Below are 20195 nucleotides of genomic sequence, written 5' to 3'. Positions count from 1 at the left end.
ATATGTTAAGCCCATCCCCAAATTCCAGCAAAAAGGCATTTAGCCGGGTTGCGCTTGTCGGTAAATTTCATGCTGATGGCATTGAGGAGCACCTAAAAGACCTAGCCAAAGTGGTCTCAGGATTGGGTTGTGAGGTCTTTATTGAGTCTGAGACAGCCACTCACCTTGGTTTGAACACCTACCCCACAAAAACTGCGAAAGACTTTGCTGGAGCAATTGACCTTGTTGTCGTTTTGGGAGGCGATGGCACCATGCTAGGCATTGCACGTCAATTAGCAGGTAGCAATGTTCCGCTCGTTGGAATCAATATGGGTCGTCTTGGTTATATGACTGATATTCCAATTCAGTCAGTTCAGACCACGCTACCCAAAATTATTTCCGGGGAATACGAAGCCGATACGCGCACATTGCTCGATGCCGTAGTTCTTCGTGATGGCAAAGAAATTAATCGCGCGTTAGCGCTCAATGATGTTGTTGTGAACCGCTCTGGAATTTCGGGAATGGTGGAGTTGGCAGTGCATGTCAATGGCTCCTTTATGTACAACCAACGCTCCGATGGTCTGATCGTATCAACACCTACTGGCTCAACAGCTTATGCACTCTCAGCTGGCGGACCTATTTTGCATCCGCATGTGGCAGGGATATTACTTGCCCCAATTGCGCCACACTCTCTCTCCAATCGACCTATTGTTTTGCCGCAAGATAGCGTTACTGTGATTGAGGTAGTAAATGGACTTGAAGTCATCGTCAATTTCGACATGCAATCACAAACCAATCTACAAAGCGGTGACAAGGTTGAAGTGCGTCAATCCGATAAAACTATTGATCTATTACACCCCAGCAATCACAGCGACTACAAAACTTTGCGTGAGAAATTGCACTGGAATGAATACCCATCGACTTTCTGATGTCGAGTTTTTTGCTACGCTAATACATGCTTCAAACCATCTCACTCCGTGACTTTGTCATTGTTGATCAGCTAGAGTTAGATTTCTCAAGCGGGTTTACTGTGCTCACCGGCGAGACCGGTGCAGGTAAATCAATTCTGCTAGACGCCCTTGGCTTAGTGCTGGGTGAGCGTGCTGATAGTAGCCAAATTCGTGAAGGCAGTAACCGCGCAGAAATCTCATCACTCTTTCGGATTGAGCCAGAGTTAGTGCAATCGTTTAGTCAGTGGCTTGATGAGCAAGGATTCCCCATTGAGGATGAAGGCCAAAGCTTATTACTCAAAAGAACCGTAGAAAGTAATGGACGCAGTCGTGCCTTTATTAATGGCAGCGTTGCGACGCTAGCGCAATTGCGTGAAGCCGGTGATCAGCTAGTGGATATTCACGGGCAACATGCCCACCAACTCTTATTAAAGGGTGGTGCTCAACGCGAACTTCTCGATCGCCACGCTGGCTTGCTGCCACTCTCTGCAGAGGTAGCCCAAACCTTTAAAACACTGGCCAATTTTCGTCGCCGTCTTGAGCAAGCAGAAAATGCAGGTCAAGACGTTGAACGCGAGCGTGAGCGCCTTGAGTGGCAACTGGAAGAACTCACCGAGCTCTCCCCGCAAGAAGGTGAATGGGCCAATATTCAAAGTGAGCACGCCCGCTTAGCAAATGGTGCAAAGTTAATTGGTGGTTGCCAAGAAGCAATTGAAGTGTTGAGCGATGCCGATAACTCCCTGGAATCTACTTTGTCGAAAGTATGCACCAGTGTAGGCACCCTCGCGGAGCATGACCCAGCCTTAGGGGAGATCAATCAAGCACTAGAGTCAGCCAGCATTCAGTTAGATGAAGCCATTCATGGTCTCAATCGTTACCTGCAAAAGATTGACTTAGATCCCGTTCGACTTTCTGAAGTTGAAGAGCGGATGCAAGCATTGCATAGTACGGCTCGCAAATACCGCGCAGAGGTTGACGAACTACCAAAACTTCTTCTGGAGACATCAGAGCGCCTGTATGCTTTAACCGCATCCCAAAATATTGAAGCACTCCGAGATCAAGTCAAACAAGAAGAAGCTGTTTACCTAAAGCTGGCAAAACAGCTTTCACAAAAACGCAGCAAGGCCGCCAAAGAGTTAGGCGATTTAGTGACCAATGCCATGCAAGATTTATCAATGGCAGGTGGGCGCCTAGAGATTGCTTTGGCACCCCTTAGCGAGGGCGGATCCCAAGGTCTTGAGCAAATTGAATTTTTAGTAGCCGGTCATGCTGGTAGCACTCCTCGCTCACTTGCTAAGGTAGCCTCAGGTGGAGAGCTGGCCCGCATTAGCCTAGCAATCAGCGTTATTACAAGTAAAGCCTCATTCACCCCTACACTCATATTTGATGAAGTAGATGCAGGTATTGGTGGCGCTGTTGCTGAAACAGTAGGCAAGCTATTGCACCAATTGGGTCAATCTCATCAGATCTTATGTGTAACCCATTTGCCACAGGTAGCAGCTCAAGGCAATCATCACCTCAAAGTGAGCAAATCTCAAAACGGTGAAAAGACGGTATCACAAGTACAGATTTTGGGTAGGGCTGAACGGGTGGAAGAAGTAGCCCGCATGCTTGGTGGCGCCACCATTACCGACACCACTCGTCGTCATGCCCGTGAGCTGCTAGAGCAAAATTAAAGCTGCATTACTTCTAGCCAATGCTTGAGGGTGCTTTAAAAATCTCCAGCCAAAGCGCTTGAACTGCATCTCTTGCCGCAATGAGCTCAAGCTCATTTTCTAGATTGATCTGGGTCTTTTCGGCCCCATCCAAACGCAAATGATGTTGACGGGCCCTCAGCAATCGATACGCATTGCCAACAGTGAGTGCAGCCTCTTGGGTAATTAAGCCCACATCACCAGCAATTCGCAACAAAGCAATATTGCCTAGATTACCAATGAGTTGCTTATGCTGATGGGCATAAGCCAAGACCAGGAACTGCACAATAAATTCAATATCGACCATGCCGCCAGGATCATGCTTTAAGTCAAAATCGGCCTTGGTATTGGGATGACCTGCATGCACCTTGCGGCGCATTTCTAAAATTTCTGTCCTGAGCTGGTCAATATTTCTTTTCTGACTTAATACCTCGGAACGAACTGAGTCAAAAAATTTGCCCACGCCCGGATTACCGGCCGAGCAACGAGCTCGCGTAAGGGCCTGATGCTCCCAGATCCAAGCCGCATTATCACCTTCTCGAAGTTGGTATTTTTTAAAGGCATCCGCATTCGTTACTAAGAATCCAGCAGAGCCATTAGGACGAAGACGCGTATCGATTTCAAATAAGCTACCAGTAGAGGTAAATGCAGTTAACCAATTAATCATGCGCTTTGCTAGCAAGGAATAAACTTCTTGAGCGGCATAGTCTGAGTCCTCCGCTTGATACAAAAAAATAATGTCTAAATCAGAGGCGTAGCCCAATTCTTTGCCCCCCAATTTGCCATAAGAAATAATTGCAAATGGAGGGCTAGCCTCAAGAGGTAAATCAAACTTTTGAGCAACACTAGGCCAAACCCGCTCAAATGTCGTCTGCAAAATTAAATCCGCTAAAGCAGATAGGTGGTCACTAACCCGCTCCACCGGCAGAGCTTGTTGGAAGCCAATACCCAGATCAGTCAATAGCGTGATGAAGGTTTCGTTATGGTGGGTGACCCGTAGGATATCCATCGCCTGCTCAGAGCCATCGCCATCGGCCATAACATCATCGAGCCGCATATTGAGATTGGCTCGCACCTCGGTCCAATATCTTTCTGGTTCCTCGATTAAAGCCCTCTCGGTTTGAGAGTTCAATAAGTGATCCAGTAAATGGGGATGACGCGTTAGATATTGCGCACCCCATTGTGATGCCTTGAGTAAGTCAAGCACATTAGATAATGCCCTCGGATACTCGGCCAAAATAGAAAGATAGGCACTACGCCTTGCAATTGCCTCAAGCAAATCAAACAAACGCAACAGTGTTTGGTCAGCATGTGCCGAGGTGGCAGCTTCAATCTGCAAACTCTCTGCCGCTTTGCACATCAAGTTATCGAAAATTAAACGACTTTTTCTCGGCAATAATTTTTGTTTTGGGCTATCAATCCACGACTGCCAACGAATATAAGAATCAGGGAAAAATATTGGATCAGGCGCCCAGTCCTGAGCTAAGGGTGCAATCTCAAGACGAGAGCCATCATCCAGTAAAAATGCTTTTTCAAAAAGCTGGGCAACCTGATTTTGATGCCGCTCTAGTTCGGTCATAAAAGTATTTACTTGTGCTTCTTGACCTTGCATAGAAATCGCCAAACGTGACCGTACCTCAGCATCATCAGGCAGGTAGTGGGTTTGCTGGTCATCCCATACCTGAATACGGTGCTCTAAGCGTCTCAAGAAAACATAGGCCTCCTGTAAAGCATCTACTTCAACGGCGGGCAAGATGCCACATTGTTTAATGAGATCTAAGACCTCCAAGCTTGGGCGGACTCTAAAGCGAGGATCTGTACCGCCCCGCATGAGTTGAAACATTTGCGCTAAAAACTCTATCTCTCGAATACCGCCACGCCCCAACTTAATATCGCGTGAACGCCCTTGATGACCCGAAGAACGTTTTTCTGCTTCTGCCTGAATTTGTGCATGCAAATCCCGAATAGAGGCAATCACACCGTAATCTAAATGTCGACGATAAACAAAGGGCCGAATTAGTTGGTCAAGCTCTCTTTGGCAGCGAGAAAAATCAGGGGCTCCCGGTAGAGGCGCGATTAATCTGCCTTTAATCCAGGCATAGCGCTCCCACTCTCGCCCCTGAACCAATAGATATTCTTCCAGCATATCCAAACTACATACCAGGGGTCCTGAATCTCCATTGGGACGAAGGCGCATATCCACCCTAAAAACAAACCCATTGGCGTCGTGCTCAGCAAGCAGCTTGATTAAGCGTTTGCCCATTCTCGTGAACCATTCCTGGTTGGATAAACTCTTAGGCCCACCCGTAGTTTCACCCTCATGCTCATAGAGAAAAATCAAATCGATATCTGATGACAGATTGAGTTCAAGGCCGCCCAATTTACCCATGCCGACAACCATGAGCGGCATCTCTGATTGCGTTGCGTTACTCCAAGGCAAGCCGAAACGGGTTTTGAGGTCTTCCCGAATAAAGGCAATGGATGCGGAAACTGCTAATTCAGCAAAATGGCTCAGCGCCTCAGTCACCTCTTGCAAGGCGGCCATGCCATTTAAATCTCGGAATCCAACCCAGAGCATCAAACGCTGTCTTGCCAAGCGCAAATTGGCCATCCAGAGGGCCTCGTCTTGCGCATCAGCCCGTTCATCGACACCACAGTCTTTTAGCAAAGCTTTGATGCCCTGTATATCGACTTGTTTCTGCCCTTGAATACGGAGCCACTCAAGCCACCCAGAGTGAGCAGTTAGCCAACGTCGCGCATAAGTCGAGTGTTGCTCTAAAAAATCGATTTGCCGGGAAAAATCATCCATTCCCCCATCTTAATCCGACCCCAAGACCCAAGCCAGAAGCTTGTCGATCAGGCTAGGGCTGAAGGATAATGGAAGACATGCTGCAAAACATCATCCCGCCTCGCCTCAAGAGCGTGCTTGCTAAACGTCCTCAAGGTTCGAACGGGGCTTGGCGTAAGCGTGCCCTCATCTTGACAGGCATTGTTTTGGCTCTTTGTGTGCTGGTGCATGTGGGCGTGCGGTTTGTTCTTTGGCCGCAAATTGAGAAATCTAAAGCCTCGGTTGAAAGACTCATTAGTGCTCGCATTGGTGCCGATGTATCTATGAACTCTCTACAAGTTTCATGGACGGGTATTAGACCTAATTTTGAAATTGAAGGTTTGCGCTTCAACGCACCTGATAAAGCAAAACCGCTCTTACTCATTCAGAAAATTAATGGGCAACTCAGCTGGGCAACTTTTTATCATCTAGCCCCATTCTTTCATGAGCTCAATATCGAGGGCGCTGAAATTTATGGGCAACGTAATGGCAAAGGCGTAATTAGTGTTGCCGGCATCCCCATCGATGGAAAATCTAATGACTACTCTACTGAGAATTGGCTCTTTGCTCAAAATGAGATTCGTGTCAGCAATGTCAAATTATTTTGGGATGATCAACTCAAAAAGAAAGCTATTACTTCAATAGATATTCAAAACCTTTCTCTTAGCAATGGCATTCGTAGTCATCAAGGCTCGCTGAGTGTTATTACGCCCTGGACTAAAGGGCCAGTCTCGCTTGATATTGATCTTGTGCACCATATCGGCGGTCAAGCAGGTAATTGGCGCGATTGGATTGGGACCGTCTCCTGGAATGTAAATGAACTCCAGCTCACTCAAATAGCAAATGAATTTGCTCTCTCGCTCAATACGCTTGAGGGAGTGGTGAACTCCAATGGAAAATTAAAAATTGACAACGGCAAACCTGATGGTGGAGAAATTTATCTTGCTGCCGATCGTTTAACTATCCAACTATCTAAAGGTGAAGATGCCATTGCTCTTGGAAGGTTAGAAACTAACCTGGTTCAAGAAACTGATAATGGACTGATAGCGGTCACTACTAAGACATTTGCCTGGCGTGATACTGAGAGTCCAGCATCTACCCCCCTCGAGAATTTAAGTCCAATGACTTTCCGCTGGAGACCGCCAGCAGGAGACGGGGAAATTAAAGAGTTTGGTTTTTCATCGCCAAAGATTTCGGTTGAGGATGTTGCCTTATTTGCCCTTAACCTACCACTATCTAAAAAAGTTCATCAGTGGATTAAAGCCTCACAAGCTGATGGTGAGTTACAAGATCTCGATATCAATTGGTCTGAAAGTAAATCACCCTTATCTGCCCTCAATATTCCCGGCGGATGGTTCAAGTCGAACAAAGTAGACTTTACTGTGAGCGGAAAACTCATCGACCTCAGCTTTGTTGGCATCAATAAAGCTATGCCTTCAGTATCCAAACTATCTGGCTTCCTTTCTGCCGACCAAAACAAGGGCAGCTTATCGATTAAATCAACCGATCTAGAGCTCGAAGTTAACGATCTATTGGTTGATCCGAAAATCAAGCTTGATCAAGCTAATGGTCAAATTTCTTGGGCAAAACAAAAAGGGAATTGGGTCGTTAATGCAAAGCAGTTAGCACTTAGTAATTCGGAGATTTCAACCACACTCAATCTCAATTACATCATTGGTGAAGGCAAAAATCCTGACTTCATGAACCTGGACATGAATTTTGCTCAGGCTGATCTCAAAACCGCCTATCGTTATTTGCCCGTTGGCATGGGTAGCGATGCCAAATCCTATTTAAGTAAAGCCTTTGATGCAGGCATCATCAAAAATGGTAGCTTGCATATTAAAGGTGATCCCAATGAAGTGCCCTTTCCCAAATCGAGTGCCGTTGAATTTAGCCTCGAACTTCCAGTGATTGACGCTACTTTCAGCCCAGTACCAAGCTCATCTCCCGCGCAAGGTATTTGGCCCGCATTCAATAAAGTAAACGGCATGATCAATATGCAGAATGCTAACTTTACGGTAGATATCGATCAAGCAAACTACAAACAAGTTGCACTAAGCAAATTTCATGCAGAAATTCCCAGTGTTAGCGCAAAGCAATTACTTCTTACGGTGAGTGGTGAAGCTCAAGGTGACGCCCCACAACTACTTGAATATCTATTTGCCTCACCTGTTGGTAAAAAGCAGATTGCGCTTGAGCGGAATCTAAAGATTACAGGTCCCACGAACCTCAATATGGCCCTTAGCATTCCCTTATCTGGTAACGGAGACACTAAAACTGACATTCAATTAAGTTTTCCTGGCAACAGGATCCAGTGGGACAACTTGCCGCCCCTAGATAACCTCAAAGGAAAGATTCGTATAACCGAGATCAACCCTGAATTCGAGGATATCACCGCTAATTTCCTTGGTGGCGCTATTAAGATTTCAAGTACAACGCCAAATCAAGGTAGTCAGAGCTACAACATCTCGGGTGATATTAGCGCCAACTTTATTAAAGACTACTTCGCAAAAGATGCATCGATACAGGTGGCGCCGATTTTGCAAGCAATGAGCGGCGTAGCAAGATATGAGGGTGCCATTCACTTCAATAAAGGTAATAGCGAAACCAATCTCAAGATTGATATGCGTGATTGGGCTAGTTCAGCACCAGCCCCCGCGAAAAAGCAGATGGGGACACCTATGTCAGGCCAATTAACCCTGAAATCCTTTGCGAAATCACCCTCTGCCTCTAGTCGATTTACGTGGGATGGAGAAATTGGTAATACCTACTTTATTCAAGGTGAGCTTGGCAGTGATGACACTCTTCGTCATGCAGTAGGAATCGGTACTGGCGCAGTGTCCCCTAGCCAAGGATTTCAACTTAATCTTGCAAGTGCAGAGCTCAACATCGATACATGGCAAGATTTTTTAGAAAGCCAAAAGAAAAAAGTCTCCTCTAAAGCAGAAGAAAACAATCCAAGTACTATTCAAATTGCTGCCCAAGTAAAAAAAGTAATTTTTTTTGAACGTAATTGGCAGGATCTCAATTTTTCAGCAAGCAATAAAAATGCTGCTTGGCAAATGCGTATTACCTCACCATCTATCGCTGGTCAATTGCAATACACAGAACCCAATAAGTCACAGCCAAGTGGTTTGATTAGTGGGCGTTTAGCGCGACTCAAGTTTCCCGATAAAATCAGCGCTCCAATTGAGGTCAAAAAGCCAGCCTCAAAAAATCTTCCTGTCAAAACTGCAATTAATCCTGACTCCATTCCCAGTATTGACTTAGCTATTGATGATTTCAACTGGAGTAAGGCTCAACTTGGTCAGGTGAAAATTAAAACCAGGACAAATAACAACGTCCTCAATATGGATTCCATCCAATTCAATAATCCCCAAGGCAGCTCTGTTTTGACTGGGCGCTGGGTTGGCGCCACCCAGACTCAAGCTGAGCACACAACGGTGAATGTTGATTTAGACATTAAGGATGCTGGTCAAATTATTGGGCATTGGACCAGCCAAAAATCAGTCGAAGGTGGCCAGGGCAAATTGACCAGTAACGTGGAGTGGGATGGCACTCCTTTCACACCTCAATTCGACACCCTAGCCGGTAAGGTAACTTTGAATCTTGAAAAAGGTCGCTTGTTAGAGGTGAATACCAGCGGCGCCAAACTACTCGATGTTCTCAGCCTACAAAGTTTATTTAGATTCGCTACTCTAGACCTTAAGGGAAGCTTAGGCAATATTGTGACCAAGGGAACATCATTTAATTCGATTGATGCTTCTTTTGATATTAGCTCTGGAGTTGCTCAGACAAAACAATTCACAATGGGTTTAGACCAAGCATGGGTTGCCATGAATGGACAAATCAATATCCCCAAACAAACACAAGATTTACGTGTCACCATATTCCCAACAATTGATGCAACAGCAGGCTCATTGGCTGCCTTTGCCATTAATCCCATCGTAGGTCTGGGTGCATTGGTTGGGCAGTATTTAATTACAAGCCAAATCAACCGCAACCTCCAATCAGACTATCTGGTCCAAGGCTCCTGGGATGATCCAGAGGTGATTCCCCTTGATCAAAAGGGTCAGCCAATTGACTCGAAAACTTTAGATACTATTCGTAGTAAAGACTTGTTAAAAGAGCAAAGCAAACCAAACAGCAGTAACTCTGGGCCACAAAGTAACCCAAGTAATTCAGGCAACTCCAATAAAATTGCTAACTAAATCATCATGAGCCCATCAGCAAATAGCAAAGATCTCAAGATTGCCTCCATTCAGATGGTCTCTACACCTGATTTGCAGGAGAACTTATCCACTGCGAGTAGGCTCATCAGCGCCGCAGCAACAGTTGGAGCACAGCTAGCTGTCTTGCCAGAGTATTTTTGCTTAATGGGTCTCAAGGACACCGATAAAGTACGCGCCCGCGAAAGCCTTGGAAGCGGCCCCATCCAAGAGCAACTTTCGGATATTGCACAACAAAATAATATTTTCCTGGTGGCAGGCACTATTCCACTGGAAGCAAAAGACTCCAATAAAGTACTGAATACAACCCTTGTCTTTAATCCTGCCGGCGAGCAAATTTCTCGTTACGACAAAATTCATTTATTTGGTTTTCAAACAGCAACTGAGCGTTATCAAGAATCGGAAACGATTGAGGCTGGCAATGCGCCGGGCCTCTTAAAAATTTCAATTGGCGGAAATAATTGGACCTTTGGTTTGAGTATTTGTTATGACCTACGCTTCCCAGAGCTCTATCGCGCTCTTGGACAGGTAGATTGCCATATCATCCCAGCCGCCTTTACCTATACAACCGGCAAGGACCATTGGGAAATCCTCTTGCGTGCTCGCGCTATCGAAAACCAATGCTACGTATTAGCCTCCGCACAAGGCGGCATTCATCAAAATCAGCGTCGTACTTGGGGCAACAGTATGTTGATTGATCCTTGGGGCAGCATCTTAGCCAACCTCCCTGAGGGAGAAGGCTTTATTTCTGGGGTTTTGTGCAAAGATAAATTAAACGAGGTACGCTCTAAGTTACCCGCACTTGCGCATCGCAAGCTTTAAAGAAAGATTTGCTGAATCACATGAATGCACCAGAAGCACTATTCCCCGCCAATTGGACTAAAGCCAAAAAGCAAGCAGACCTCATCAAACTAGCCAAATCTATTTTGCTCGAACCAACCGGCTTATCCGAGCAAGACTTACACAGTACCTTCGGCAACTTATTTGCTCATCGCCTTGATGATGCAGATCTCTACTTCCAACATACTCGGAGTGAAAGCTGGAGTCTTGAAGAAGGCATCGTTAAATCCGGTAGCTTTAATATTGATCAAGGCGTTGGTGTGCGCGCTATCTATGGCGATAAGACGGCTTTCGCTTATTCAGATGAGATTAATTTAGAAGCACTAAATAAAGCAGCCAAAGCTACTCGAGTAATTGGGCCCGAAGGTGGCAAGCAAGCGGTTGCAAGCAAACTATTTAATCCCATATCCAATAAGCTCTACTCTGATGTCAATCCTTTAGATTCTCTTCAGCCCAAAGAAAAAATCGCACTCCTGGAAAGCATAGAACGTCGCGCTAAAGCACGTGACCCACGGATCATCCAGGTTATGGCCAGTCTAGCCGGAGAATTTGATGTTGTATTGGTTGTGCGTGCAGACGGCTTGTTAGCGGCAGATGTACGCCCACTAGTACGCGTTTCTGTACATGTCATCGCAGAACAGAATGGTCGACGTGAATCAGGCTCTTCTGGCGGTGGCGCACGTCATGACTACCTCTACTTCAATACTGATTTGATTAATCGCTATGTTGATGAAGCTGTTGACGGCGCCCTAGTCAATCTGGAATCGCGCCCAGCTCCCGCTGGTCCAATGACAGTAGTCATGGGCCCAGGCTGGCCTGGCGTTCTATTGCATGAAGCAGTAGGTCATGGTCTCGAAGGCGACTTTAATCGCAAAGGTTCTTCTGCTTTTGCTGGTCGCATTGGACAACGTGTTGCAGCTAAAGGTGTCACCGTTGTGGATGATGGAACTTTATCTGGACGCAGAGGCTCTCTGAATATCGATGACGAAGGTACTCCCACTCAATGCACCACCTTAATTGAAGACGGCATTTTGAAGGGCTACATTCAAGATAGTCTGAATGCGCGACTCATGAATATGCCCCTCACTGGCAATGGTCGGCGTGAAAGTTTTGCTTCGCTACCAATGCCGCGGATGACCAATACCTATATGTTGGCCGGCAAAGATGATCCTCAAGAAATTGTTGCCAGCATCAAGCGCGGTTTATACGCAGTGAACTTTGGTGGTGGTCAGGTAGATATCACTAGTGGCAAATTTGTGTTTTCTGCTTCAGAGGCCTACTGGGTTGAGAACGGCAAAATTCAATATCCCGTCAAAGGCGCGACCATTATTGGTAGCGGGCCAGAATCCCTAAAACAGGTTTCTATGATCGGAAATGACCTGAAATTAGACGGTGGGGTCGGGGTTTGTGGCAAGGAAGGGCAAAGTGTTCCTGTCGGGGTTGGGCAGCCTACCCTGAGGATTGATAGCCTGACTGTGGGTGGGACTGCCTAATATTGGCTAATTACGGCTTAAAATAGCCAAATGAGCCAACAAAATACGAATCCCGCTAATTGGTACTCTGCCGTCGACAAGACTTCAGATACTGACGATCAACGCATTGACAACATTTCTGTTCTGCCTCCGCCAGAGCATTTAATTCGCTTCTTTCCAATTTCTGGAACGCCTACTGAAGCGTTGATTAGCAAAACTCGCAAAAAGATCCGCGACATTATTCATGGCAAGGATGATCGCTTACTCGTGATCATCGGACCATGCTCCATTCACGATCCAAAAGCAGCGCTGGAATATTGCCAACGCCTCTTAGCTGAGCGTGAGCGTTTTGCTGGTGAATTAGAAATTGTGATGCGCGTGTATTTTGAAAAGCCACGCACTACAGTTGGCTGGAAGGGTTTGATTAACGACCCGTATCTGGATGAAAGCTATCGCATCGAAGAAGGTCTGCGCCTTGCGCGCCAAGTGCTCATGGAAATTAATCGCCTTGGCATGCCTGCTGGTAGCGAATTCTTGGATGTGATTTCTCCGCAATATATTGCCGACCTGATTTCATGGGGTGCTATTGGTGCGCGTACTACTGAGAGCCAAGTTCACCGCGAACTTGCGTCTGGCTTGTCTGCTCCTATCGGATTTAAGAACGGCACTGATGGCAACATCAAAATTGCTACCGATGCGATACAAGCTGCAGGCCGTCCACATCATTTCTTATCCGTTCATAAAAATGGTCAAGTATCCGTTGTGCAAACTAAAGGCAATAAGGATTGCCACGTGATTTTGCGTGGTGGTAAAGAGCCAAACTACGAGGCTCAGTTTGTGCAAGCGGCCTGCTCTGAGCTTGAAGCAGCCAAGCTTCCAGCCAGTTTGATGGTTGATTTATCCCATGCCAATTCAAGCAAGAAGCATGAGCGTCAGATTGTGGTTGCTGACGATGTGGCACAGCAAATTGAATCTGGCTCACACCAGATTTTTGGCGTGATGGTTGAGAGTCATTTAAATGATGGCGCCCAGAAATTTACGCCAGGAAAAGATGATCCAAACAAATTGGAATATGGCAAGAGTATTACTGATGCCTGCATCAACTGGGATGACTCCGTGAAGGTGCTAGAGCGTTTAGCTACAGCCGTTAAGAAACGTAGAAGCAAGAAAAAGTAATACTGCAGTTTTTTTTAAGCTCTACTGATAAAAGAGACTAATTTATTTAGTCTCTTTTTTTTCGTGCTTCCACAATACATCTGCCCCACCAGCCGCACGATTCAAAATACGCGCAAGCACAAAGAGTAAATCAGATAGGCGGTTGACATATTGACGAGGGGAATCATATAAAGGCTCTTCCCAACCCAAGCGAACAATCGAACGTTCGGCCCTGCGACATACGGTGCGGCAAACATGGGCTTGTGCAGCAGCACGAGTACCGCCCGGCAAAATGAATTCAGTCAACGGGGGTAAATGTTTGTTGTATTTTTCGAGCCATACATCTAGCTGTGCTACATGCTCAGGCTTAAGCAGCTTGTAATTAGGGATACAAAGTTCGCCCCCTAAATCGAATAAATCATGCTGGACCTGTAGAAAAAGCTCATGCAGTTCAGGGGCAATAGTTGCGGGAATGTCTTCGGTCATCAAAACCCCGATTTCGGAGTTAAGCTCATCGACATCACCCATAGCGCAGATCCGTAGGTGATCCTTCTCTACACGACTTCCGTCGCCCAAGCCCGTCATCCCTGCATCACCGGTTCTAGTGGCGATTTTTGATAGTCGATTTCCCATAAGCTTAATTATAGGTAAATGGCTAAAATGATTCCTATGAATATGGTGACCCCACCCCCCGAATTAGCCGCTATTAGCGCCCTTCAGTCCAAATTGGTTGCGGCCTTGCGCCCAATCCTGCCGGAACATGCCCTTCTATGGGAGCCAGAAGACACCATTCCCTATGAATGTGATGGTCTAGCCGCCTACCGTCGGATGCCTTTGGCAGTAGCTCTGCCAGAAACCGAAGAGCAGGTCGCCCAAATTTTGAAGATTTGCTATTCAATGCAAATCCCCGTAGTGCCTCGCGGATCAGGAACCGGTCTCTCGGGTGGCGCAATGCCTCTTTCTCAGGGATTGGTACTGTCATTAGCCAAACTCAAGAAAATTATCAGCATTGATCCATTTACCCGTACTGCAGTCGTTCAGCCTGGCGTGCGTAATCTTGCTATTTCTGAAGCAGTTGCCCATCTTGGCTTGTACTACGCTCCGGACCCCTCCTCTCAGATTGCTTGTTCGATTGGTGGCAACGTCAATGAAAACTCGGGTGGCGTGCACTGTCTTAAATACGGCCTCACTCTGCATAACGTTCTGCGTGTGCGCGGAATACTCATGAACGGTGAGATTGTTGAATTTGGGGGCTTAGCACCAGATGCCCCTGGACTCGATCTACTCGCCATCATGATGGGCAGCGAGGGCATGCTCGCAGTGGTCACTGAAGTTACAGTCAAGCTGGTAGCGAAACCAAAATTGGCTCGCGTCATCATGGCGAGTTTTGATGACATCGAAAAAGGTGGTAACGCAGTTGCTGCCATTATTGCTGCTGGCATTATTCCTGCTGGCTTGGAGATGATGGACAAAGCTACCACTCGCGCCGTAGAAGAATTTGTGCATGCAGGTTACGACTTAGACGCTGCAGCTATTTTGCTCTGCGAATCCGATGGCACTCCAGAAGAAGTAGCCGAAGAAATTGAGCGCATGACCAAAGTGCTTGAAGAAGCTGGTGCAAGCGGTATTCAGATTTCTAAAGATGAAGGTGAACGCTTAAAGTTTTGGAGTGGTCGTAAGAACGCTTTCCCAGCCGCGGGTCGCTTGGCCCCAGACTACTATTGCATGGATGGCACTATCCCTCGCCGTCATATTGCTACGCTCCTCAAGCGCATTCAGGGGATGGAAGAAAAGTACGGCCTTGGATGTTTAAACGTATTCCATGCGGGTGACGGCAATATGCATCCCCTGATTTTATTTAATGGTGCTGACCAAGAAGAATGGCATCGTGCAGAAGAATTCGGCACTGAAATATTAGAAGCCTGTGTAGAACTCGGTGGCACGATCACTGGTGAGCATGGTGTTGGTATCGAAAAAATTAATTCAATGTGTGTGCAGTTTGGTGAAGGTGAACGTGAATCTTTCTGGGGTGTGAAGAGTGCCTTTGATCCAGAAAAATTGCTCAACCCAGATAAAGCTATCCCAACTTTAAGTCGCTGCGCAGAATATGGTCGTATGCGTATTAGCGGCGGCCAATTGCCTCACCCAGAGTTGGAGCGCTTTTGATGAGTCACTCCCATCCACAAATTAATGCATTCCAAGAGCAAATTCTTAATGCAGCAAAGAATAAAACCCTGCTCTCTATTAAAGGCGGAGGTACTAAATCTTGGTACGGCAACCCGAATAGCCATACCAAACTAGATACACGTACTTACTCCGGTATTTTGGAGTACCAGCCAGAAGAATTAGTCATTACCGCTTGTGCAGGCACTCCGCTAAAAGAAATTGAAGCGGCTCTCAAAGAAAAGAATCAAGTACTTGCTTTTGAACCACCGCACTTTGGTGAGAACGCAACCTTTGGCGGCGCTATTGCTGCTGGGCTTGCTGGTCCAGGACGCATTACTGTTGGTAACTTTCGCGACTTTGTATTGGGTGCTCGCATTATTGATGGCAAAGGCCAAGATCTTTCCTTTGGCGGGAAGGTCATGAAGAACGTAGCGGGATATGACGTCTCTCGTTTATTACCTGGCTCTTTGGGGACACTTGCTCTTTTATTGGAAGCCTCAGTCAAGGTTTTACCTAAACCTGCGGCGACCACAACCTTACGTTGCCAGATCTCCCAAGAAAAAGCCCTCAAAATATTGAATGAATGGGCTGGACAGCCACTACCTTTATCAGCAAGCTGCTGGATTGGTTCAGCTAAAGGTGGGGATGGAGAGTTAACTTTCCGCCTCGCTGGAGCTGCAGCTGCTGTTAAGGCGGCCATTCCCCTAATGAGTTCTTTGGTTATGGCCACTGAGCTTAATCCTGAAACTGCAGAACATTTTTGGAATGATTTACGTGAGCAAAAACTTTCTGCATTTGCCAATCTAGGTGCCGATCAAACGCTTTATCGCTTAGCACTCCCTGCAGCCAGTGGGCCAATTACTATCAGTGGCGCCTCAAATGAAATTGCTCTGGAGTGGCATGGTCAACAACGTTGGATTACAGCGCCTGGTAATGAGGCTACCTTTAAAGCCATCAAGGCCGTTGCTAATTCCCATGGCGGACATGCAACTCGCTTTAGACAGGGTGCCAATGTAGACCCTAGCAATCAGCGCTTTACTTTGTTATCAGAGCAAACTCACTCCTTTGCCCTTGAGGCAGTGCAAGAGCGCCTAAGATCAGCTTTTGATCCTGCAGGTGTATTCGCTACTAAACGTCTTCCATAAGTATTTCTATGCAAACTCAACTTGCTCCTCAATTTGCCAACACGCCGGAAGGTATCGAAGCAGCCCGCATTCTGGGTAAATGTGTTCACTGTGGCTTTTGTACAGCCACCTGCCCTACCTATCAAATACTGGGTGATGAGTTAGATGGGCCTCGCGGACGCATCTATCTGATTAAGCAGATCGCCGAAGGGCAGGCACCCACTGAAAAGACTCGCCTGCATTTAGATCGCTGTTTAACTTGTCGCAATTGCGAGAGCACTTGTCCAAGCGGTGTTCAATACGGCAACTTAATAGACATTGGTCGCAAGTGGGCAGAAGAAAATACGCCTGAGCGCCCAATTGGCCAACGTTTGACTCGTTGGGCCCTAAAAGAAGGCTTAACAAAGCCTGCTTTATTTAATACAGCAATGACCCTGGGTCGTTTAGTGCGTCCGTTGATGCCAAGCGGTATCAAACGCAAGATTCCACTGACTGTCAATAAAGCATTGGCTAATTCCACCGATGCTTATGCAAGACCTACTGTAGCTCATCAGCGCAAAATGGTTTTGCTAGAGGGTTGCGTTCAGCCTGGCATGCTCCCGAATATCAATTCAGCAACAGCGCGTGTGCTTAACGCGTTAAAGATTCAAATGATTAGTGCACCCAATGCCACTTGCTGTGGAGCACTACGCTATCACCTCAATGATCAAGCTGGCGGTTTAGATAATGCCAAGCAAAATATTGATGCGTGGTGGCCTTTGGTTGAAAGTGGTGCGGAAGCCATTGTCATGACTGCATCTGGTTGTGGTGTGATGGTGAAGGACTATGGACATCTATTTGCAAATGATCCCATCTACGCAGCCAAAGCGAAAAAGATTTCAGATCTGACCAAGGATATTTCTGAAATACTGCCTTCCTTGCAAAATGAGCTGGTGCAGCTAGTAGGCACAGATCCAAAACCAGGTGTCGTTTATCACCCACCTTGCACTTTGCAACACGGTCAACAAATTCGGGGCAAGGTTGAGGGATTGCTTTCTAGTATTGGTATTGGCGTGCGTTTATGTGCCGATAGCCATCTATGCTGCGGTTCTGCGGGTACCTACTCCGTTACTCAACCAGAACTCTCTGAGCAACTTCGTAAAAACAAGTTAACTCACTTAAACGCTGCCTGCGAGGAATCTGGTGCAGAGGTCATTGTTTCTGGAAACATTGGCTGCATCACCCATCTGCAGCAAGAAGATACCCCAGTAGTGCATTGGATTGAAATCGTAGATCAATTACTTAGCAAGTCTTCTAAGGCCTCATGAATTCCATTGTTGTCAATCTGATGCAAGTCAGAGCAAGAATTGAACTTGCTGCCCTAGCAGCGAAGCGTGAGCCGGAAGATATTGAACTTTTAGCTGTTAGCAAAACCTTTCCTGCCGCTGCCGTTGAAGAAGCTATGCATGCTGGTCAATCGGCTTTTGGTGAAAACTATGTGCAAGAGGCCGTTGAAAAAATTGAGAAGTTAGCCAAATTACGCCCTTGGTTGAACTGGCATTTCATTGGACCTTTGCAAAGTAATAAAACCAGAGAAGTAGCCCAACACTTCGATTGGGTTCATAGTGTGGACCGTCTCAAAATTGCAGAACGCCTATCCGCCCAACGCGGCGAGTTTCCAGATTTACCGCCATTGATGGTTTGCGTACAAATCAATGTTAGCGAGGAGGAGAGCAAAAGCGGCATTTCTCTGGTTGAAGTTGAAGAACTCTGTAACGCTATTACCTCTTTGCCAAACTTGGTTCTGAGGGGTTTGATGGCTATTCCCGCACCTAATCCAGACCCTGTCATGCAACGCCAGGCTTTTGCAGCCGTACAAGATTGTTTCAAGCGCATACAAGCTAGGCATTTCACTGAGCTCGGCTACCAGTTCTTTGACACACTTTCGATGGGTATGTCCGATGATTTAGAGGCCGCCATCGCTGAAGGTAGCACCGTAGTTCGTGTTGGTACAGCCATTTTCGGGAAGCGCGATAAGATTAGCAAATGAGCAAAAATAAAATCGCACAAAACAATAGCAATGCGCACATTACCTTTATTGGTGGCGGCAATATGGGGCGCGCCCTCATTAGCGGCCTTCTTGCTAGTGGATTCGAATCCAATCAAATCTCTGTTGTAGAAGCAAATGCTGCAACCGCCCTCAAGCTGCACGAAGATTTTGGCGTTCAAGGCATTAGTGCCTTAGAACATATCGCTTTTGACTTCTCTAAAAATAATGTGCTTGTCATGGCGATCAAACCCCAAGACTTCAATGTCGTTGCCAAAGGTTTGGCAACTAAACTTAAGCATGCTAGCGCTCCCGGCCCACTCATTCTGAGCATCGCTGCCGGTATTCGCCTAAAAGATATGAGTCGCTGGCTTGATCACACACGCTGTGTGCGCGCTATGCCCAATACTCCAGCCTTAATTGGTAAAGGGATTACCGGGCTTTTTGCAGATGCCGCTGTAGATCAGTCTGATCGCGCCTTAGCTGAAACCATTTGTAATGCGGTGGGTCAAACCGTTTGGGTAAAAGAAGAAAAATTGATGGATACAGTAACCGCTGTTTCTGGTAGTGGCCCAGCCTATGTCTTTGCATTTTTAGAGGCAATGCAATCTGCTGGGGAGAAGCTTGGTCTTGATTCAGAGACAGCGCGCAAGCTGGCTTATGCCACTCTTGAAGGTGCTACACAGCTCGCCCATAACTCTGATGAGCACGCTGGTGTTCTCCGCGAGAGAGTCACTTCAAAAGGTGGAACTACTGCTGCCGCTCTAGATGTGATGAAACAACAAGGTTGGCATGAAATTTTAGAAAAAGCGATTGATGCAGCCAGTCAGCGTGGCAAGACTATGGGCGATGAACTCGGCCAGAGTTAGTTAATACCTAGACCCAGTACAATTCCTAGAAATAAAAATCCGCCTAACCAGTTGTTATGGCGGAACGCTTTAAAGCAATTATCTCTATTTCGAGTTGAAACCAACTTCACGTGATAAATCGCACAGGCCAATGCTGCGAACCAACCCACTAAAAAATAATTGCTTAAGTTAGCCAATTGCGCCACCCATAACTGGCTCAGAAAAAGCATTCCGTAGCTTATTGCTATAGCGACGACATCGTACTGACCAAAAGTAATGGCCGATGTTCTCAACCCTAGGCGCAGGTCATCGTCGCGATCAACCATGGCATAAGCGGTGTCATAAGCAATCGCCCAAAAGATGTTCCCAATAAATAAGAACCAGGCCTCCAGGGGGATGAAATCCAGAATGGCAGCGTATGCCATCGGAATACCAAAGCCAAAGGCAATTCCTAGGACGGCTTGGGGCATGGCAAAAAAGCATTTTGTAAAGGGATAGACGAAGGCTACTAGCAAAGCAAGCACGGACAATTGCTTTGTAAATACATTCAGAGGTTGAATGAGTAAAAAGGCGAGTAGTGCCAAAACACCAGCTACGGCTACAGCCTCTTTACCCGAGATTTTTCCACTTGTGACTGGGCGGCCTTGGGTCCGTTTAACATGCCGATCAAAATCACGATCAGCATAGTCGTTGATTGCGCAGCCCGCACTGCGCATCAAAAATGTGCCGGCAGAAAAGATCAGCAAAATAGATAAATCAGGCACGCCACTGCTTGCCAACCAAAGAGCCCAAAGCGTAGGCCACAACAGTAATAGCGTACCAATCGGCTTATCTAGCCTGATGAGGTATCCATAAGAAATGAAGCGCTCTTTTATATTCATAAGG

14 protein-coding genes are annotated in these 20195 nt (G+C 46.6%); 11 read left to right on the top strand and 3 right to left on the bottom strand.

The genetic code is table 11. The features are described from left to right. Positions 1-2: 2 nt before the first annotated feature. Complete coding sequence (locus ICE89_RS09965) at positions 3-908, top strand: NAD kinase (protein WP_216262717.1); 906 nt, start codon at positions 3-5, stop codon at positions 906-908. A 26-nt stretch (positions 909-934) separates the two neighbouring features. Beyond that, positions 935-2605 (top strand): DNA repair protein RecN, encoded by a 1671-nt coding sequence (gene recN, locus ICE89_RS09960; protein ID WP_216265779.1) that lies wholly within the window; start codon positions 935-937, stop codon positions 2603-2605. 13 nt (positions 2606-2618) lie between these two features. Here the strand turns inward: recN and glnE are convergent, their stop codons facing one another. Continuing rightward, on the bottom strand, positions 2619-5432 hold the full coding sequence (glnE, locus tag ICE89_RS09955) for a bifunctional [glutamate--ammonia ligase]-adenylyl-L-tyrosine phosphorylase/[glutamate--ammonia-ligase] adenylyltransferase (protein WP_216265778.1): 2814 nt from the start codon (positions 5430-5432) through the stop codon (positions 2619-2621). 68 nt (positions 5433-5500) lie between these two features. On the opposite strand from glnE, the gene ICE89_RS09950 reads away from it, so the two are divergent. From ICE89_RS09950 to ICE89_RS09935, 4 genes are read left to right on the top strand one after another with little or no spacing between them, the layout of a single operon-like run. Further along, positions 5501-9661 (top strand): YhdP family protein, encoded by a 4161-nt coding sequence (locus ICE89_RS09950; RefSeq protein WP_255558801.1) that lies wholly within the window; start codon positions 5501-5503, stop codon positions 9659-9661. A gap of 6 nt (positions 9662-9667) precedes the next feature. Further along, a complete protein-coding gene (locus tag ICE89_RS09945) occupies positions 9668-10501 on the top strand; it encodes a carbon-nitrogen hydrolase family protein (RefSeq protein ID WP_216265777.1) in 834 nt (277 codons plus the stop codon). A 20-nt stretch (positions 10502-10521) separates the two neighbouring features. Then, a complete protein-coding gene (tldD, locus tag ICE89_RS09940; protein ID WP_255558800.1) occupies positions 10522-12012 on the top strand; it encodes a metalloprotease TldD in 1491 nt (496 codons plus the stop codon). Positions 12013-12042: 30 nt separating this feature from the next. After that, on the top strand, positions 12043-13167 hold the full coding sequence (locus tag ICE89_RS09935; RefSeq protein WP_216262721.1) for a 3-deoxy-7-phosphoheptulonate synthase: 1125 nt from the start codon (positions 12043-12045) through the stop codon (positions 13165-13167). 42 nt (positions 13168-13209) lie between these two features. Here the strand turns inward: ICE89_RS09935 and ICE89_RS09930 are convergent, their stop codons facing one another. After that, positions 13210-13779, bottom strand: a complete 570-nt coding sequence (locus ICE89_RS09930; protein ID WP_216262722.1) for a cob(I)yrinic acid a,c-diamide adenosyltransferase — start codon at positions 13777-13779, stop codon at positions 13210-13212. Positions 13780-13821: 42 nt separating this feature from the next. On the opposite strand from ICE89_RS09930, the gene ICE89_RS09925 reads away from it, so the two are divergent. Genes ICE89_RS09925 through proC form a run of 5 tightly spaced genes read left to right on the top strand, consistent with a single transcriptional unit; the run spans position 13822 to position 19331 of the window. Next, positions 13822-15312 (top strand): FAD-linked oxidase C-terminal domain-containing protein, encoded by a 1491-nt coding sequence (locus ICE89_RS09925; protein ID WP_216262948.1) that lies wholly within the window; start codon positions 13822-13824, stop codon positions 15310-15312. Beyond that, positions 15312-16457, top strand: a complete 1146-nt coding sequence (gene glcE / locus ICE89_RS09920; RefSeq protein ID WP_216265776.1) for a glycolate oxidase subunit GlcE — start codon at positions 15312-15314, stop codon at positions 16455-16457. The genes ICE89_RS09925 and glcE overlap by 1 nt, the downstream gene beginning before the upstream one ends. 8 nt (positions 16458-16465) lie before the next feature. Beyond that, positions 16466-17743, top strand: a complete 1278-nt coding sequence (gene glcF, locus ICE89_RS09915) for a glycolate oxidase subunit GlcF (RefSeq protein ID WP_216265775.1) — start codon at positions 16466-16468, stop codon at positions 17741-17743. Beyond that, positions 17740-18465, top strand: coding sequence for a YggS family pyridoxal phosphate-dependent enzyme (locus tag ICE89_RS09910; RefSeq protein WP_216265774.1), 726 nt, complete (start codon positions 17740-17742; stop codon positions 18463-18465). The genes glcF and ICE89_RS09910 overlap by 4 nt, the downstream gene beginning before the upstream one ends. After that, positions 18462-19331 carry a pyrroline-5-carboxylate reductase gene (gene proC, locus ICE89_RS09905; RefSeq protein WP_216265773.1) on the top strand — a complete coding sequence of 290 codons (870 nt, stop codon included), beginning with the start codon at positions 18462-18464 and terminating at the stop codon, positions 19329-19331. Before ICE89_RS09910 ends, proC begins: the two co-directional genes overlap by 4 nt. Here proC and ubiA read toward each other — a convergent pair. Next, positions 19328-20191 (bottom strand): 4-hydroxybenzoate octaprenyltransferase, encoded by an 864-nt coding sequence (gene ubiA, locus ICE89_RS09900; protein WP_216265772.1) that lies wholly within the window; start codon positions 20189-20191, stop codon positions 19328-19330. The genes proC and ubiA overlap by 4 nt on opposite strands. Positions 20192-20195 lie beyond the last annotated feature (4 nt).

It is taken from the genome of Polynucleobacter sp. AP-Kaivos-20-H2 (assembly GCF_018882215.1).
Classification (GTDB): Bacteria; Pseudomonadota; Gammaproteobacteria; order Burkholderiales; family Burkholderiaceae; genus Polynucleobacter.
Note: the sequence above shows the minus strand (reverse complement) of the source record. Positions and strands in the feature narration are given on the sequence as shown.

Excerpts from the sequence above, each read along its gene's own strand:
- ICE89_RS09965 (WP_216262717.1), top strand. The coding sequence starts at position 3 with ATGTTAAGCCCATCCCCAAATTCCAGCAAAAAGGCATTTAGCCGGGTT.
- recN (WP_216265779.1), top strand. The coding sequence starts at position 935 with ATGCTTCAAACCATCTCACTCCGTGACTTTGTCATTGTTGATCAGCTA.
- glnE (WP_216265778.1), bottom strand. The coding sequence starts at position 5,432 with ATGGATGATTTTTCCCGGCAAATCGATTTTTTAGAGCAACACTCGACT.
- ICE89_RS09950 (WP_255558801.1), top strand. The coding sequence starts at position 5,501 with ATGGAAGACATGCTGCAAAACATCATCCCGCCTCGCCTCAAGAGCGTG.
- ICE89_RS09945 (WP_216265777.1), top strand. The coding sequence starts at position 9,668 with ATGAGCCCATCAGCAAATAGCAAAGATCTCAAGATTGCCTCCATTCAG.
- tldD (WP_255558800.1), top strand. The coding sequence starts at position 10,522 with ATGAATGCACCAGAAGCACTATTCCCCGCCAATTGGACTAAAGCCAAA.
- ICE89_RS09935 (WP_216262721.1), top strand. The coding sequence starts at position 12,043 with ATGAGCCAACAAAATACGAATCCCGCTAATTGGTACTCTGCCGTCGAC.
- ICE89_RS09930 (WP_216262722.1), bottom strand. The coding sequence starts at position 13,779 with ATGGGAAATCGACTATCAAAAATCGCCACTAGAACCGGTGATGCAGGG.
- ICE89_RS09925 (WP_216262948.1), top strand. The coding sequence starts at position 13,822 with ATGGTGACCCCACCCCCCGAATTAGCCGCTATTAGCGCCCTTCAGTCC.
- glcE (WP_216265776.1), top strand. The coding sequence starts at position 15,312 with ATGAGTCACTCCCATCCACAAATTAATGCATTCCAAGAGCAAATTCTT.
- glcF (WP_216265775.1), top strand. The coding sequence starts at position 16,466 with ATGCAAACTCAACTTGCTCCTCAATTTGCCAACACGCCGGAAGGTATC.
- ICE89_RS09910 (WP_216265774.1), top strand. The coding sequence starts at position 17,740 with ATGAATTCCATTGTTGTCAATCTGATGCAAGTCAGAGCAAGAATTGAA.
- proC (WP_216265773.1), top strand. The coding sequence starts at position 18,462 with ATGAGCAAAAATAAAATCGCACAAAACAATAGCAATGCGCACATTACC.
- ubiA (WP_216265772.1), bottom strand. The coding sequence starts at position 20,191 with ATGAATATAAAAGAGCGCTTCATTTCTTATGGATACCTCATCAGGCTA.